7 protein-coding genes are annotated in these 15,726 nt (G+C 72.9%); 3 read left to right on the top strand and 4 right to left on the bottom strand.

Annotated elements, in window-relative coordinates:
* Positions 1-99: 99 nt before the first annotated feature.
* The 4 genes from ABTX60_RS19795 to ABTX60_RS19780 form a co-directional block, all read right to left on the bottom strand.
* Positions 100-1,503, bottom strand: a complete 1,404-nt coding sequence (locus ABTX60_RS19795) for a dipeptidase (protein ID WP_352098315.1) — start codon at positions 1,501-1,503, stop codon at positions 100-102.
* 10 nt (positions 1,504-1,513) lie between these two features.
* Positions 1,514-5,182 carry a UvrD-helicase domain-containing protein gene (locus ABTX60_RS19790; RefSeq protein WP_352098314.1) on the bottom strand — a complete coding sequence of 1,223 codons (3,669 nt, stop codon included), beginning with the start codon at positions 5,180-5,182 and terminating at the stop codon, positions 1,514-1,516.
* Between the two features lie 91 nt (positions 5,183-5,273).
* On the bottom strand, positions 5,274-8,711 hold the full coding sequence (locus ABTX60_RS19785; RefSeq protein ID WP_352098313.1) for an ATP-dependent helicase: 3,438 nt from the start codon (positions 8,709-8,711) through the stop codon (positions 5,274-5,276).
* Between the two features lie 266 nt (positions 8,712-8,977).
* Positions 8,978-9,370: an MGMT family protein gene (locus tag ABTX60_RS19780; RefSeq protein ID WP_344458665.1), complete on the bottom strand. Its 393-nt coding sequence runs from the start codon at positions 9,368-9,370 to the stop codon at positions 8,978-8,980.
* 186 nt (positions 9,371-9,556) lie between these two features.
* Here ABTX60_RS19780 and ABTX60_RS19775 point away from each other — a divergent pair, with 186 nt between their 5' ends.
* The 3 genes from ABTX60_RS19775 (at position 9,557) to ABTX60_RS19765 (ending at position 15,643) form a co-directional block, all read left to right on the top strand.
* On the top strand, positions 9,557-12,286 hold the full coding sequence (locus tag ABTX60_RS19775; protein ID WP_352098312.1) for a lysylphosphatidylglycerol synthase domain-containing protein: 2,730 nt from the start codon (positions 9,557-9,559) through the stop codon (positions 12,284-12,286).
* Positions 12,287-12,493: 207 nt separating this feature from the next.
* On the top strand, positions 12,494-14,038 hold the full coding sequence (locus ABTX60_RS19770) for an alpha/beta hydrolase (RefSeq protein ID WP_352098311.1): 1,545 nt from the start codon (positions 12,494-12,496) through the stop codon (positions 14,036-14,038).
* Positions 14,039-14,173: 135 nt separating this feature from the next.
* Positions 14,174-15,643 carry an alpha/beta hydrolase gene (locus ABTX60_RS19765; RefSeq protein ID WP_352098310.1) on the top strand — a complete coding sequence of 490 codons (1,470 nt, stop codon included), beginning with the start codon at positions 14,174-14,176 and terminating at the stop codon, positions 15,641-15,643.
* Positions 15,644-15,726: the final 83 nt, after the last annotated feature.

The following is a 15,726-nucleotide window of genomic DNA, read 5'->3' as shown; positions in this document are numbered from 1 at the left end:
GGGACGTACGGCGGGGGGCGACCGGGTCCGGCGGGCTCGGGCGGGGCGGCGTTTCCAGTGTGCCCCGCGCGCGTGGCCGGCCCGGACGGAACGGGACGCTCAGGGCTCATGGCGCCAGTTCTCGGCGAGGTCACCCCACAGGTACGCGGTGGTCTCGACGCCTTTGAGGAGCAGGTCGAGTTCGACTTTCTCGTTCGGGGCGTGCCAGCCGTCCGAGGGGACGGAGATGCCCAGGAACAGCACCGGGGCGCCGAGGACGTCCTGGAGGTCGGCGGCCGGTCCTGAGCCGCCCTCGCGCGTGAAGCGGACCGGCTGCTCGAAGGCACGGCCCATGGCGCGGGTCACCGACTGAAGGGCGGGGTGGTCCAGCGGCGTCAGGCACGGGCGCGTGGCTCCGCTGAAGGTGAGGTCGCAGCGGATCCCGGTCGGCACCTGCTGCTGGGCCCAGGCGCGGACGGCCTTCTCCACATGGCCGGGGTCCTGGCCCGCCACCAGGCGGAAGGACAGCTTCACCATGGCGGAGGCGGGGATGATCGTCTTGCTGCCGTGGCCCTGGTAGCCGCCGCCGATGCCGTTGACCTCCGCCGTGGGGCGGGCCCAGATCCGCTCCAGGGTGGTGTAGCCGGCCTCCCCCCGGGTGGCGTTCGACCTGGCCGTGCGCAGCCACCGCTGCTCGTCGAAGGGCAGTTCGGCGAAGAGTTCGCGTTCGTGGTCGGTGAGGTCGACCACCCCGTCGTAGAAGCCGGGGATGGCCACGCGCGCGTGCTCGTCGTGCAGGGCGGCGACGAGGCGGGCCACGGCCGTCGCGGGGTTGGGCACCGCGCCGCCGAAGGAGCCGGAGTGGATGTCCTGGTCGGGGCCGTACAGGCGTATCTCGCACTCGGCGAGGCCACGCATGCCGGTGCACACCGTGGGGGTGTCCTCGGACCACATGCCGGTGTCGGAGACGATCACGGCGTCGGCGGCGAGCCGTTCGGCGTGCTGCTCGACCAGGGCCCGGAAGTTCGGGGAGCCGGACTCCTCCTCGCCCTCGATCAGCAGCTTCAGGTGCACCGCCGGGGTGGTGCGGCCGGTGGCGGCGAGGTGGGCGCGGACGCCCAGGGTGTGGAAGAACACCTGGCCCTTGTCGTCGGCGGCCCCGCGCGCGTAGAGGCGGTTGCCGCGCACGACCGGCTCGAAGGGTTCGCTGTCCCAGCCGTCCTCCCGGGCGGCCGGCTGCACGTCGTGGTGGCCGTAGACCAGCACGGTGGGCGCCTGCGGGTCGTCGGAGGGCCACTCGGCGAAGACCGCGGGGGCGCCCGGGGTCGGCCAGACCTCGGCTGTCGGGAAGCCGGTCTCCTTCAGCTTGGCGGCGAGCCAGTCGGCGCTGCGTCGTACGTCGGGCGCGTGATCCGGCTGGGCGGACACCGACGGGATGCGCAGCCACTCGGTGAGGTCGTCGAGGAAGGCGGCGCGGTGCTGCTGGATGTACGTACGGACGACGCTGTCCGGGGTCTGGCTCATGGTCACGAGCCTATCGGCCCGCACCGACGTCCTCGGAGTGCGGTTCCTCACCGGGCCCCGCCCCTGTCCGCGCGCTCGTCCGGGCACCCGCCTCGCCGCCGGACGGGTCCTCCAGCAGCAGCCGCTCCAAGGCGGCGCGGTCCGGCAGCTTCGGGCGTACGACCTCCCCGCTGCGCACGTACAGGAACGCGGCCGTGACCGACTCCGGCGGCACGCCCCGCTGCTCGGCCCAGCCCAGGCGGTAGACGGCGAGCTGGAGCGGGTCGGCGGTCCGGGAACGGCTGGTCTTCCAGTCGACGATCTCGTACGTCGCCTCGTCCCCGGCACCCTCCTTGTAGACGGCGTCGATGCGGCCCCGGACGATCCGGCCGGCGATCTCGAGCTGGAAGGGGGCCTCCACCCGGTAGGGCGTGCGGTGCGCGTACGGGGTGCGCTCGAAGGCCTCCTTGAGGGCCTCGAGGTCCCGTTCGTCGGCGACCTCGGCATCGCTGCCGGGCAGTTCCTCCGGTTCCAGCATGGGCAGCCTGAGCTCTTCGAAGCGGGCCTCGACCCAGGCGTGGAAGCGGGTGCCACGGCGGGCAGCGGGCTGGGGCGGCCGGGGCATGGGGCGGGCCAGCTCCTGGGCCAGGCCGTCCGGGTCGGCGGCCAGGAGCAGCAGCTGGGACGCCGAGAGCGAGGCAGGCAGGGGGACCTCGGTGACGCTGTCGCGGGCGCGCAGGAGTTCGCCGGTGAGGGCGTCGAGGTCGCGGTCCCAGGAGGCGATGGTGCGGGATTCCTCCGGGGTGAGGTGCGGGTGTTCCCGCCGACGGGGGCCCGGGCGCTCGGGAGCCTTGGGGTGGGGGTGACCGGCGCGGCGCTCCGGTGGCGCCGCCTGGTGGGGGACGGTGGGGCGGACTGCGGCCCGGGCGTCACCACCCGCCGGGTCTTCCCCGGAGGCGCCTTCGTGAGGGGCCTCTGCGACGGCACCCTCATCGAAGGGGTCGTCGTCGAGAGGATCCTCGTCGAAGGGGTCCTTGCCGAACGGGTCCTCGTCGAAGGGCTCCTCGTCGAACGGGTCCGGTTCGTCGTGCACAGGCCCTTCGTAGGGAGGCTCGTCGTCCTCGGGGGGTGGGGGCCACTCCGGATCGGCGAGGTCGTCCGGGTCGTGTGTGGCCGTGGGCTGCCCGTCCTCCCGGGACGCGAGGTCCTCCAGATGGGCCAGGACGGTCTCGGCGGCCGCGCGGCGGCGGGCCAGGGCCGTCTCGTCCAGGGGCAGGGGCCAGACCTGGTCGGCCGTCGCCCGGTGCAGGGCGGGGTTCTCCTCGTCCTCGGCGGGTTCGTCCGCCCAGGCCTCGATCTCGCCGTGCCCGGCCTCGCAGTGCTCGTAGAGGGCCTGGAGGAAGGCGGACGGTCCGCGGCGCTTCTTCTGGGTCGGGCCCCACCAGTGGCCGGAACCGAGGAGAAGGGAGCGGGGCCGGGTGAAGGTGACGTAGCCGAGGCGGAGTTCCTCGGTGTGCTGGTGGTCCTTCATGGCCTCGTGGAAGGCCTTCAGGCCCTTGGCGTCCCAGGACGGCACCTCGGGCAGGGTGTCGGCGTCGCCGCGCAGCCCGTGCGGCAGGACCTTGCCCTGGGAGGTCCACTTCTCGCGGCCCTGGCTGCTGGGGAAGGTGCCGGTAACCAGGCCGGGGACGACCACGACGTCCCACTCCAGGCCCTTGGACTTGTGGGCGGTGAGCACCTTGACGGTGTTGTCGCCGCCCGGGAGGGCGTTGTCGAGCCCCTTCTCGTACTGGGCGGCGGTACGCAGGAAGCCGAGGAAGGCGAGCAGGGTCGCCTCGTTGTCGCCGGCGGCGAAGGAGGCGGCGACGTCCAGGAAGTTGGACAGGGTCTCGCGGCGGCGGGCGGCCAGGGCGTGCGGGGACGCCGACAGCTCCACCTCCAGGCCGGTGACGGCGAGGACGCGGTGCAGGACGTCCATCAGCGGGTCGGCCAGGGAGCGGCGCAGCTCGCGCAGTTCGGTGGCGAGCCGGGCGAAGCGCACGCGCGCGTCGGGCGAGAACGGCAGTCCGTCGTCGGCCCCGCGGCCGTCCAGCGAGGTCTCGAGGAAGGTGTCGAGGGCGTCCGCGAGGGAGGTCACCTCGGACGGGTCGACCCCTTCGACGGCCTCGGCGAGGCGGCGGTCCTGGTCGTCGTCGTCCGCCACGCGCGCGTGGGCCACGAGGAGCCGGGCGCGCCGCCCCAGCAGGGCGAGGTCGCGCGGGCCGATGCGCCAGCGGGGGCCGGTGAGCAGGCGCACCAGGGAGGCGTTGGCGCCGGGGTCCTGGAGGACCTCGCAGACGGCGACGAGGTCGGCGATCTCGGGCAGGTGCAGCAGCCCGGACAGGCCGACGACCTCGACCGGGATGTCCCGGGCGACCAAGGCGCCCTGGATCTCGGCGAAGTCGGTCGCCGTGCGGCACAGGACGGCGATCTCGCCCGGCGCCGTCCCGGTCCGGACGAGGTGGGCGACGGAGTCGGCGGCCCAGTCGATCTCCTCGGCGTGGGTGCGCAGCAGGGCGCAGCGGACCGTGCCGTCGCGTTCGGCGCCGGGGGCGGGGCGGAGGGCTTCCACGCCGGCGTGCAGATCCCGCAGGGGCTCTGCGAGGCCGTTGGCGAGGTCGAGGAGGCGGCCACCGCTGCGGCGGTTCTCGCTGAGCGCCTGGCGGGTCGCGGGGCGGCCGTCGGCGTGGGCGAAGTGCTCGGGGAAGTCGTCGAGGTTGGCGACGGAGGCGCCGCGCCAGCCGTAGATCGCCTGGCAGGGGTCGCCGACGGCGGTGACCGGATGGCCGGTGCCTTCGCCGAACAGCCCTGCCAGGAGGACGCGTTGGGCGACCGAGGTGTCCTGGTACTCGTCGAGCAGGACCACCCGGAACTCGTCGCGCAGGAGGCGGCCGACCTCGGGGATCCCGGCGAGCCGGGCCGACAGGGCGATCTGGTCACCGAAGTCGAGCAGGTCCCGCTCACGTTTGGCGGCCCGGTAGCGGGTGACCAGCTCGGCGAGTTCCCGCCGGGCGGCGGCCGCTTCGGGGACCTTGCGCAGGTCGGCGTTGCTGAGCTTGGCGCCCCGCAGGGTCAGCAGCAGTTCGGCGTCGTACGCGCGCAGTGCCTCCGGGCGTACGAGGTGCTCGGCGAGTTCGGCGTCGAGGGCGAGGAGGTCGCCGACCAGGTCGGGAAAGGAGCGGGTCAGGGCCGGGTAGGGCCCCGGGGCCTCGCGCAGGACCCGCGCGGCGAGCTGGAAGCGGGTGGCGTCGGCGAGCAGCCGTGACGTGGGCTCGAGACCGAGGCGCAGGCCGTGGTCGGTCAGCAGACGGCCCGCGAAGGAGTGGTACGTGGAGATCGCCGGCTCGCCCGGCGGATTGTCCGGGTCGATGGCGTCCGGGTCGGTCACGCCGGCCTTCACCAGCGCCTTGCGGACGCGCTCGGCGAGTTCGGCGGCGGCCTTGTTGGTGAAGGTGAGGCCGAGCACCTGCTCGGGGGCGACCTGGCCGGTGCCGACCAGCCACACCACGCGGGCCGCCATCACCGTCGTCTTGCCCGAGCCGGCTCCGGCCACGATCACCTGCGGGGCGGGCGGCGCGGTGATGCAGGCCGTCTGCTCCGGGGTGAACGGGATGCCGAGGAGCTCCTTGAGCTGTTCGGGATCGGTGATACGGGCGGGCACATCGAAAGGCTAGCGGCGGCCACTGACAGTGTCGGCCACACCGGCCTCCCGGGCAGGAAGAAGCGCTGGTCAGCACAGGTGGTGCGATACCTCACTCGACGACTTGACGCCCCTCCTGGCGCGCGCTGCACGACGCCCGGAACGCGCAGTGCGTGCAGTGCTGCCCGGCGGTGGGCGTGAAGCGCTCGTCGAGGACCTTGCCGGCTGCCGTGGCGAGCAGGTCGCCGACCCACTCCCCCTCCAGCGGCTCCTGGGCCTGCACCTTGGGCACGCTCTCGCCGCCGTCGCGCTTCGCCGCCCCCTGCCGGAGGTGGACCAGTTCGGCGCCGCCCGGTTCGGGACGTACGCCGTCGAAGGCCTCGTCGACGGCACCCTCGCGGACGGCCAGCTGGTAGACGGCGAGCTGCGGGTGACGCTCCACCTCCTTGGAACTGGGCGCCTGCTTGCCGGTCTTGAAGTCGACCACGTAGGCGCGGCCGTCGCCGTCCGCCTCGACCCGGTCCATCTGGCCGCGGATGCGCACCTGGTAGTCGCCCGCCTCGAGGGTGACGTCGAAGTCGTGCTCGCTGGCCACGGGGGTGCGGCCGGTGCGGTTCATGACGTGCCACTGCAGGAACCGTTCGAGCGCCACGCGCGCGTTGTCCTTCTCCTGGGCCGACTTCCACGGCGCGTCGAAGGCCAGCGCGTTCCACACGGAGTCGAGGCGTTCCATGAGAACGCCGAGGTCGGCCGGGGTGTGCCCGGAGGCGACCTCGTCGGCGAGCACGTGCACCACGTTGCCGAAGCCCTGGGCGGCCGTCGCGGGCGCGTCTGCCTTCACCTCTCGGCCCAGGAACCACTGCAGGGCGCAGGTGTTGGCCAGTTGGTCGAGCGCGCTGCCGGAGAGCACCACGGGCTGGTCGCGGTCGCGCAGCGGCACCTTGGACGCGGTCGGCTCGAACATGCCCCACCAGCGGTACGGGTGCGCGGACGGCACCAGGGGGCGGCCGTCCTCGTCGGCGAGGGCGGCGAGCCGGGCCAGGCGGTGCGCGGCGGCCTCCCGGAGTACGTCCGAGACGCGCGGGTCGACGGTGGTGGCGCGCAGTTCGGCGACGAGTGCGGCGACGGACAGCGGGCGGCGGGGGCGGCCCGAGACGTCCTTGGGTTCGACGCCGAGTTCGGTGAGGAAGCGGGAGGGCTGGTCGCCGTCGTCGGCGGGGGCCTTGACCGCGGTCACGACGAGGCGTTCACGCGCGCGCGTGGCGGCGACGTAGAACAGTCGGCGCTCCTCGGCGAGCAGGGCGCCGGGGGTGAGGGGTTCGGCGAGGCCGTCGCGGCCGATGCGGTCGGCCTCCAGGAGGGAGCCCCGGCGGCGCAGGTCGGGCCACAGGCCCTCCTGGACGCCCGCGACGACCACGAGACGCCACTGAAGGCCCTTGGAGCGGTGCGCGGTCATCAGGCGGACGGCGTCGGGGCGTACGGCACGCCGCGTGAGGGTGTCGGCGGCGATGTCCTCGGCGTCGGTCTCCGCGAGGAAGTTCAGGGCGCCCCGGCCGCCGGTGCGCTCCTCGGCGCGGGCGGCGGTGGCGAACAGGGCGCACACGGCATCCAGGTCACGGTCGGCGTTGCGTCCGGCGGCGCCGCCCCGGCGGGCGGCCCGTTCCAGCCGCGCGGGCCACGGTGTGCCCTCCCACAGGTCCCACAGCGCCTCCTCGGCCGTACCGCCGCCGGCCAGGCGCTCGCGGGCCTTGCGCAGCAGCGCGCCGAGGCGCTGGGCGCCACGCGCGTACGTGGGGTCGTGCACGGCGAGTCGCTCCGGCTCGGCGAGCGCCTGTGCGAGCAGCACGTCGGAGGGCGGGGGCAGCGGGTTGCCGGCGGCTCGCTCCTCGTCGCGCAGGGCGCGGCCGAGGCGGCGCAGGTCGGCGGCGTCCATGCTCGCGAGGGGGGAGGTCAGGAGGGTGAGGGCGGTTTCGGTGTCGAGCCAGCAGGTGCCCTGATGCACGGAAGCGGCGACCTCGGAGGAGGTGTCCTGGTCGGGCTCCACAGGTTCGGCGGACGCATCGGCGACCTGAGACTCGGGAAGCGCATCCCGCTCGGCCTCCGCAGACTCGGGGGCCGCGTTCCGCTCGGCGGCCTGAGGCTCCTCGACGGGGCCTGCCTCCGCCGTGGCCACCGCCCGCAGCGCCGTCAGCAGGGGCGCCACCGCCGGTTCCTGCCGCAGGGGCAGATCGTCACCGTCGACGTCCACCGGGACGCCCGCCGCCGAGAGGGCGCGGCGGAGCGTCGGGATGGTGCGGGAACCGGCGCGCACGAGGACGGCCATGTCGCTCCACGGAACGCCGTCCTCCAGGTGTCCCCTGCGGAGGATGTCGGCGATGTTGTCCAGCTCCGTCCCGGACGTCGGGTACGTGTACACCTCGACGCGGCCGCCGTCCCGCACCGGGGTGAGTTCGCGATGGGCGCGGACCTTCTCGGCGGGCAGGCGGGTCAGGGGCATGCGCTGGGTGAGGAGGCGGGTGGCGGCCAGCAGGCCGGCCCCGGAGCGGCGGGACGTCCGCAGCACCGAGACGGGGGCCGGGCGGCCGTCCGCGCGCGGGAAGGCATGCGGGAAGTCCAGGATGCCGTTCACGTCGGCACCGCGGAACGCGTAGATCGACTGGTCGGGGTCGCCGAAGGCCACGAGCGTGCGGCCGCCGCCGGCCAGGGCGTCCAGCAGCCGCACCTGAGCGGGATCCGTGTCCTGGTACTCGTCGACGTAGACGGCGTCGTACCGGGCGGCGAGCCACGCGGCGACCTCGGGACGGCGGGCGAGGAGGACCGCGCGGTGGACGAGTTCCGCGTAGTCGATCACGCCCTGCAGGTCGAGCACGTCGAGGTATTCGGCGAGGAAGGCGGCCGCGGCGCGCCAGTCGGGCCGTCCCGTGCGGCGGGCGAAGGCGTCCAGGGCGTCGGGGCCGAGGCCCAGCTCACGGCTGCGGGCAAGGACCGCGCGGACCTCGTCGGCGAAGCCGCGGGTGGTCAGGCAGGCGCGCAGCTCGTCCGGCCAGCGCACGTGCGCGAGCCCGAGCCGTTCCAGATCGGCCTGGCCCGCGAGCAGCTCCCGCACCGAGACGTCCTGTTCGGGGCCGGACAGCAGGCGCAGCGGCTCCACGAACAGGTCGCCGTCCTGGTGGGCGCGGACCAGGGCGTAGCAGAACGAGTGGAAGGTGGTCGCCCGGGGGGCGCGGGCGGCGCCGGTCCGCAGGGCCATGCGGTCGCGCAGTTCGACGGCCGCCCGGCGGCTGAACGTGAGCACCAGGACGCGCTCCGGGTCCCCTCCCCGGGCGACGCGCTCGGCCACGGACTCGACCAGGGTGGTGGTCTTGCCCGTGCCCGGACCTGCGAGGACGAGCAGCGGACCGGCGGTGTGGTCAACCACCGAGCGCTGCGCGGCGTCCAGAAGAGGGGGGTCCATGCGGGCAGGAGGGGTACGTACCAGTCGGTAAGCGCCACGGCTCCCCCGCCGCACCCGGGGGTGCGACAGGCCGCTGGTGGAGAAAGAGGAGCTCACGTGGTTCGCCGGTTCTGGTGGAAGTGCTGGGTGGCGGGCCACCGCGCGTGGCGGGCGGTGACCGCGGGGTGACGGGGGCACGCGCGGCCGACGCTACGCCGACGGGCCGGGCGGAAGCAGGGCTTCCCCTTCTTCCCGCCGACCACTCGCGGCACTCGTGGCACTCATGCCCCTCACCTCACGAACGTACGTCATGCCCCCGGTGTGCCCCGATTCCCCCGTACGGATCACGGGTCACACGGGCGGCCGTCCGATGGCGGAAGCTGTCAGGTGTGGCCCTCCGCGCGATCACCGCCGTCCCACCGCGCGCGTCTCATGTCGATGCGCGGCAGGTGGCCCTCGGCGGCGCGGCTCGCCTCTTTCAGGGGCGTGCCCTCCGCCCGGTAGTGGCCGAGCGCCCGTTGTTCGTGCCCCGGCAGCAGGACGCCGTCCGCGCGGACGACACGCCACCACGGAGCGGCTCCGCCGTAGAGCGCCATGACACGGCCGACCTGGCGCGGGCCGCCCTGCTCCAGCCACTCGGCGACGTCCCCGTAGGTCATGACACGACCCGCCGGGATCAGCTCGGCGACGTCGAGGACCCGCTCGGCGTACTCGGGCAGCGCCTGCGCGAGCTCGTCCTCGTACCGGCCCCCCTCAGGGCTCCTCTGCTCACTCATCCGCCCCATCCTGCCGCACCCCACCGACAACGGGCCGGGCGCGCTCCGGAGCGTTTCCGCCACCGGGAAGGGACGCATCGGGCAGACTGTCCGCCCCCGCATGTGCACCCTGATTGCCCCGTGTGCCGGTGCGGCATGCCACCATCGTGCGGGCGGTGACCGGTGATACGAGACCAAGAAGAGACGATGAAGCAGCAGGGTGCGCACCCCGAGGACACGGAGGGCATCTCTGACGCTTCGTCGCGCCCGGGCACTCCGGACGACAGCCCCAAGGGGGCCGCGAAGAAGACGCGCGGGGCCGCCGGGGAGCCCGAGTTCGCGCACATCGACGAGGTGGAGGGCGACGAGCCGCTGCTCCCCGCGCGCGTGCACCGCCCGTCCGACCTGATGCGTCTGCTGGTGGGTGTGCTCGCCGTCGCGGTCCTGATCGGGATCGCCGCGTTCGCGCACGGCACCACCTCGGGCCTCGAACAGGACATCAACAAGGGCACCGGTCAGGCACCCGACCTGCTCATCAAGATCGCGGGGCTGGCCTCCAGCATCGCCATCCTGCTGGTGCCGGTCGCCTTCGCCATCGAGCGGCTGATCAAACGGGACGGGCTCCGCATCGCGGACGGCGTCCTGGCGGCGGTCCTCGCACACGGCGTGACCCTCGCCACGGACCTGTGGGTCGCCCGGGCCGCACCCGACTCCATCCAGGAGGCGCTCACCCAGCCCTCCCCCGGCGACATCCACGCGCTGACCGACCCCGTGCACGGATACCTCGCCCCGGTCATCGCCTACATGACGGCCGTCGGCATGTCCCGCAGACCGAGATGGCGCGCGGTGCTGTGGGTCGTGCTGCTCCTCGACGCCTTCTCGATGCTCGTCACCGGGTACACGACCCCGTTCTCGATCATCCTGACCGTGCTGATCGGCTGGACGGTGGCCTACGGCACGCTGTACGCCGTCGGCTCGCCCAACGTCCGGCCCACCGGGCAGACGCTGATGGCAGGCCTGCGGACCGTCGGCTTCCGCCCGGTCAGCGCGTCCCGCGAGGACACCTCGGACAACCCGGACACCGGGGACCGGGGGCGGCGCTACTTCGTCACCCTTGAGGACGGCCCGCCCCTGGACGTGACCGTGGTCGACCGGGAGCAGCAGGCACAGGGCTTCTTCTACCGCGCGTGGCGCAACCTCACTCTGCGCGGCTTCGCCACCCGCAGCAGTCTCCAGTCGCTGCGGCAGGCCCTGGAGCAGGAGGCGCTGCTGGCCTACGCGGCCATCGCGGCGGGCGCCAACGCACCCAAGCTGATCGCAACCTCCGAGCTCGGCCCCGACGCCGTGATGCTCGTCTACGAGCACAGCGGCGCACGCACCCTCGACTCGCTGCCGGACGAGGAGATCACCGACGACCTGCTGCGCGACACCTGGCACCAGGTGAAGGCGCTGCAGTCACGGCGTATCGCGCATCGCAGGCTGGTGGGCGACGCGATCCTGGTGGATCGTTCCGGCACGGTGATCCTCACCGACCTGCGCGTCGGCGAGATCGCGGCCGGTGACCTTCTGCTGCGCATGGACACCTCCCAGCTGCTGGTGACGCTCGGCCTCCGGGTGGGCGCCGAGCGGGCGGTGGCCTCCGCGGTGGGCGTGCTCGGCCCCGACGCGGTGGCGGACTGTCTGCCGATGCTTCAGCCCATCGCGCTCAGCCGCTCCACGCGCGCGACGCTGCGCAGACTGGCCCGGGAGCGGGCACAGCGCGAGCGCGAAGCGGTACTGGAGGCTTCTCAGGTGGCCAAGCAGGCCCGCCTGGAGGAGCACGCGGACGAGTCCGGGCCCGTCCAGGAGAAACCCGACAAGAAGGCCGTACGGGCGGAGCAGCGCGCCGAGAAGCGGGCGATCGACGAAGCGCTGGAGGAGGCCCGTGAGGAGGACCTGCTCACGCAGATCCGGCACGCGGTGCTGCGGATCAGGCCGCAGGCACCCGTCGAGCCGGCCCGGCTGGAGCGGGTGCGTCCGCGCACGCTGATCAGTTTCATCGCCGGCGCGATCGGCGCGTACTTCCTGCTGACGCAGCTCACGCACATCGAGTTCGGGCCGCTCATCGCGAACGCCGAGTGGGGCTGGGTCGCCGCGGCCGTGCTGTTCTCGATGTGCAGCTACGTCGCCGCCGCGATGGCCCTGCTGGGCTTCGTACCCGAGCGGGTGCCGTTCGTGCGGACCGTGGCGGCGCAGGTCGCCGGGTCGTTCGTGAAGATCGTCGCCCCGGCGGCCGTCGGCGGTGTCGCGCTGAACACACGCTTCCTGCAGCGCGCGGGAGTGCGGCCAGGGCTCGCGGTGGCGAGTGTCGGCGCGTCGCAGCTGTTCGGGCTCGGCTGCCACATCCTGATGCTGCTGTCCTTCGGCTATCTCACCGGCACCGAGAAGACGCCGTCGCTGTCGCCGTCCCGGACGGTCATCGCGGGCCTGCTGACGGTGGCGGTGCTCGTGCTCGTGGTGACCTCGGTGCCGTTCCTGCGGAAGTTCGTCGTCACGCGCGTGCGGTCGCTGTTCGCGGGTGTCGTGCCGCGCATGCTGGACGTGCTCCAGCGACCGCAGAAGCTGGTCACGGGCATCGGCGGCATGCTGCTGCTGACGGCCTGCTTCGTGATGTGCCTGGACGCGTCGATCCGCGCGTTCGGCGACGACTCCACCTCGATCAGCATCGCCAGCGTCGCCGTCGTCTTCCTCGCGGGCAACGCCCTCGGGTCCGCGGCGCCGACACCGGGCGGTGTGGGGGCGGTCGAGGCGACCCTGACGGTCGGCCTCATCGCCGTCGGGCTCCCCAAGGAGGTCGCGGCACCGGCGGTCCTGCTGTTCCGCCTGCTGACGCTGTGGCTGCCCGTCCTGCCGGGCTGGCTGGCCTTCAACCACCTCTCGCGCAAGCAGGCCCTCTGACCCGACCGGGGCGGGCGCGGGTTCGCCGGCGTCTCAGACCCGACAGGTCGGGGCGGGGTTCGTCAGCCCCTCTGACCCGATCCGGCCGGGCGTGCGGTTCGTGAGCCCGTCGGCCCGGCGAGCAGGCCCTTTCGCCTCACTGAACCCTCCTACCTCGTACGGCACGCGTCCCGCGCGCCCCGTCCGGGCCCGCCGCAGGATGGAACCATGCCATCCCTCATCCGGCTGCGCGCCGCGGCCCTGACCGCCTCCGCCGTCCTGCTGTCCACCGTGCTGGCGGGCTGCGGCGACGACGCCCGGGACGAGGACGTGACGCGGCAGGACTTGAGCTGGAAGGCATGCCCGGCCCCGGACGAGGCCCAGGGCGGCGGCCCCGCCCCCACTCCCCTGCCGGACGACGGTGAGTGGCAGTGCGCGACGATGAAGGCCCCGCTCGACTGGAGCGAACCCAAGGGCGACACGATCGACCTCGAGCTGATCAGGGTCAGGACCACCGGCACGGGGAACGAACGCATCGGCTCGCTCGTCTTCAACTTCGGCGGCCCCGGCAGCTCGGGCGTCGCCACGCTGCCCGCTGCCGCCAAGGACTACGAGAAGCTGCGCACCCGCTACGACCTGGTCAGCTTCGACCCGCGCGGGGTCGGCCGCAGCGACCCCGTGATCTGCGAGAACGACCAGCAGCTCGACGCCTACTTCCAGCAGGACTCCACGCCAGACGATGCCGCCGAACGCAGCCGGCTCGTGGACAACACCAGAAGGTTCAACGACGCCTGCGAGCAGCATTCCGAGAAGGTCCTGCCCCATGTGCGCACCACCGACGCGGCCCGTGACCTGGACCTTATGCGCCACGTCCTCGGCGACGACAGACTGCATTACTTCGGCTTCTCCTACGGCACCGAACTCGGCGGCGTCTATGCCCATCTGTTCCCCAAGCGGGTCGGCCGTGCCGTGTTCGACGCCGTCGTGAACCCCAGCCTGAACCCCGAACAGGGCTCGCTCGCGCAGGTCAAGGGCTTCCAGCTCGCGCTCGAAAACTTCGCCGAGGATTGTGTGTCGAAGACCGAGGAGTGCCCCATCGGCGACAGCGCGCACAACGTGACGGATCGCATCGCCACGCTGCTGAATGACCTCGAAGACAGACCGATTGCGGGCGTATTCCCGCGCCAACTGACCCAGAGCGCGGCAACGAACGGCATCGCGCAAGCGCTGTACTCACAAGACTTGTGGGAGACCCTCACCGAGGGCCTGAATCAGGCCTACGACGGTGACGGGAGCATCCTGATGCTGTTGTCCGACTCTCTGACCGGGCGCAGCGAGAACGGCGAGTACGACAACTCAACCGCCGCCAACACCGCAATCAGCTGCGCAGATGCCAAGCCGCGCTACGACACCTCCTACGTGGAACGGAAGCTGCCCGAGTTCCGAGCGGCGTCACCCCTGTTCGGCGACTCCTGGGCCTGGGGCATGATCGGCTGCACCGACTGGGCCGTGGCGGGCGCGGCGGACCACCCTGACGTCAGCGCTCCGGGCTCGGCGCCCATTCTGGTCGTCGGCAACACCGGTGACCCGGCCACGCCGTACGAGGGTGCGAGAGCGATGGTGAACGCGCTGGGCCAGGGCGTCGGAGTCGAGCTCACCTACCGGGGTCAGGGCCACGGCGCCTACGACAGCAAGAACCCGTGCGTACAGGGCGCGGTGAACGGCTATCTGCTGGACGGGAAGGTGCCGCCGGCCGGGACCGTCTGCACCTGACACCCTCAGCGATCCGGGCGAACTCGCAGGTCACAGGGTTATCCACAGGCTGGGACGGTCGAGGCTGGATCTGCCTACCATGGCCGGACCGCCATCCGCGGCACGAAGCGGAGGGCCTGCGAGGGGGGATGGGCAATGACACGCTTCGTTCGGTGGACCGCTCTGGCGGCCGCGTCGGCTCTGCTGGCCGCGGGCTGCGGCGGCGGTCCGTCCGACGACGACAAGGGTGGGCTGTCCTGGGGGCGTTGCAAGGCCACGTCAGACGGCCCCGCGCCGAGCAGCGACTGGCAGTGCGCGACGCTGAAGGTGCCGCTGGACTGGTCGAAGCCGGACGGCGAGACGATCGGCCTGGGGCTGATCCGTGCCAAGGCGCGCGGCGGCGACCGCGTCGGGTCACTGCTGTTCAACTTCGGCGGCCCGGGCGCCTCGGGCGTGTCCATGATGCCGTCGTACGCCCCGACCGTCTCATCACTGCGCGAGCGGTACGACCTGGTGAGCTGGGACCCGCGCGGGGTGGGCGCGAGCGAGGGGATCCGCTGCCGGGGCGACAAGGAGATCCAGGCCGCCGAGTCGGTGGATCTCACTCCGGACACCCCCGCCGAGGAGAAGGCGTACCTGGAGGACGCCACCGACTTCGGCAAGGGCTGCCAGAAGGACGCCGGGGAGCTCATGTCCCACGTCTCGACCGCCGACTCGGCCCGTGACATGGACCGCATCCGTGAAGTCCTCGGCGACAAGAGGATGAACTACTACGGCATCTCCTACGGCACCGAACTGGGCGGCACCTACGCGCATCTGTTCCCGAAGAAGGTGGGACGCATGACGCTGGACGCGGTCGTCGACCCCGGGGCGGACACCGTAGGCCACGCCGAGAACCAGGCCAGGGGCTTCCAGCGCGCGCTGAACAATTACCTCGAGTCCACCGGCCAGGACCCTCAGGAGGGCTCGCGGAAGATCGCGGCCCTGTTGCGGCGGATCGACGCCCGGCCTCTCCCGGCGGGCGTGCCCGGGCGGAAGCTGACCCAGGCCCTCGCGGTGACCGGCATCATCCTGCCGCTGTACAGCAAGGACAGCTGGCCGACGCTGACCAGCGCCCTCGACGCGGCCGAACGGGGTGACGGCTCGGAGCTGCTGACCCTCGCCGACCGCTACAACGAACGTGTCCCGTCGGGGCGCTACGGCACGACGAGCCACTCCCAACGGGTCATATCGTGCCTGGACGACCGGCAGCGGCCGACGGTGGCCGAGACGAAGCGGTTGCTGCCCCGATTCGAGAAGATCTCCCCGGTCTTCGGGACCTTCCTCGGCTGGGACACGGCCGGCTGGTGCCACGACTGGCCGGTGCCCGGACAGCACGACACCCCGGAAGTGAGCGCCCCCGGCGCGGCGCCGGTCCTCGTGGTCGGCAACACCGGCGACCCGGCCACCCCGTACGAGGGCGCGCGCAGGATGGCCGGCGAACTGGGCAAGGGGGTCGGAGTGCTGCTCACGTGGCGGGGCGAGGGGCATGGCGCGTACGGCAGCGGGAGCGACTGCGTCGACTCCACGGTGAACGCGTACCTGCTGGACGGTTCGGTGCCGAAGGACGGCAAGGTCTGCTCATGACGACGGCGGGGGCTTCGGGCACCCGTGGTGCCCGAAGCCCCCCCCCCGCGGGGCGGGGGGCCGGAGAAGGCGCAGTTCACCCG

The sequence above is a fragment of the Streptomyces sp. NPDC126510 genome (assembly GCF_040302345.1).
Classification (GTDB): domain Bacteria; phylum Actinomycetota; class Actinomycetes; order Streptomycetales; family Streptomycetaceae; genus Streptomyces.
Note: the sequence above shows the minus strand (reverse complement) of the source record. Positions and strands in the feature narration are given on the sequence as shown.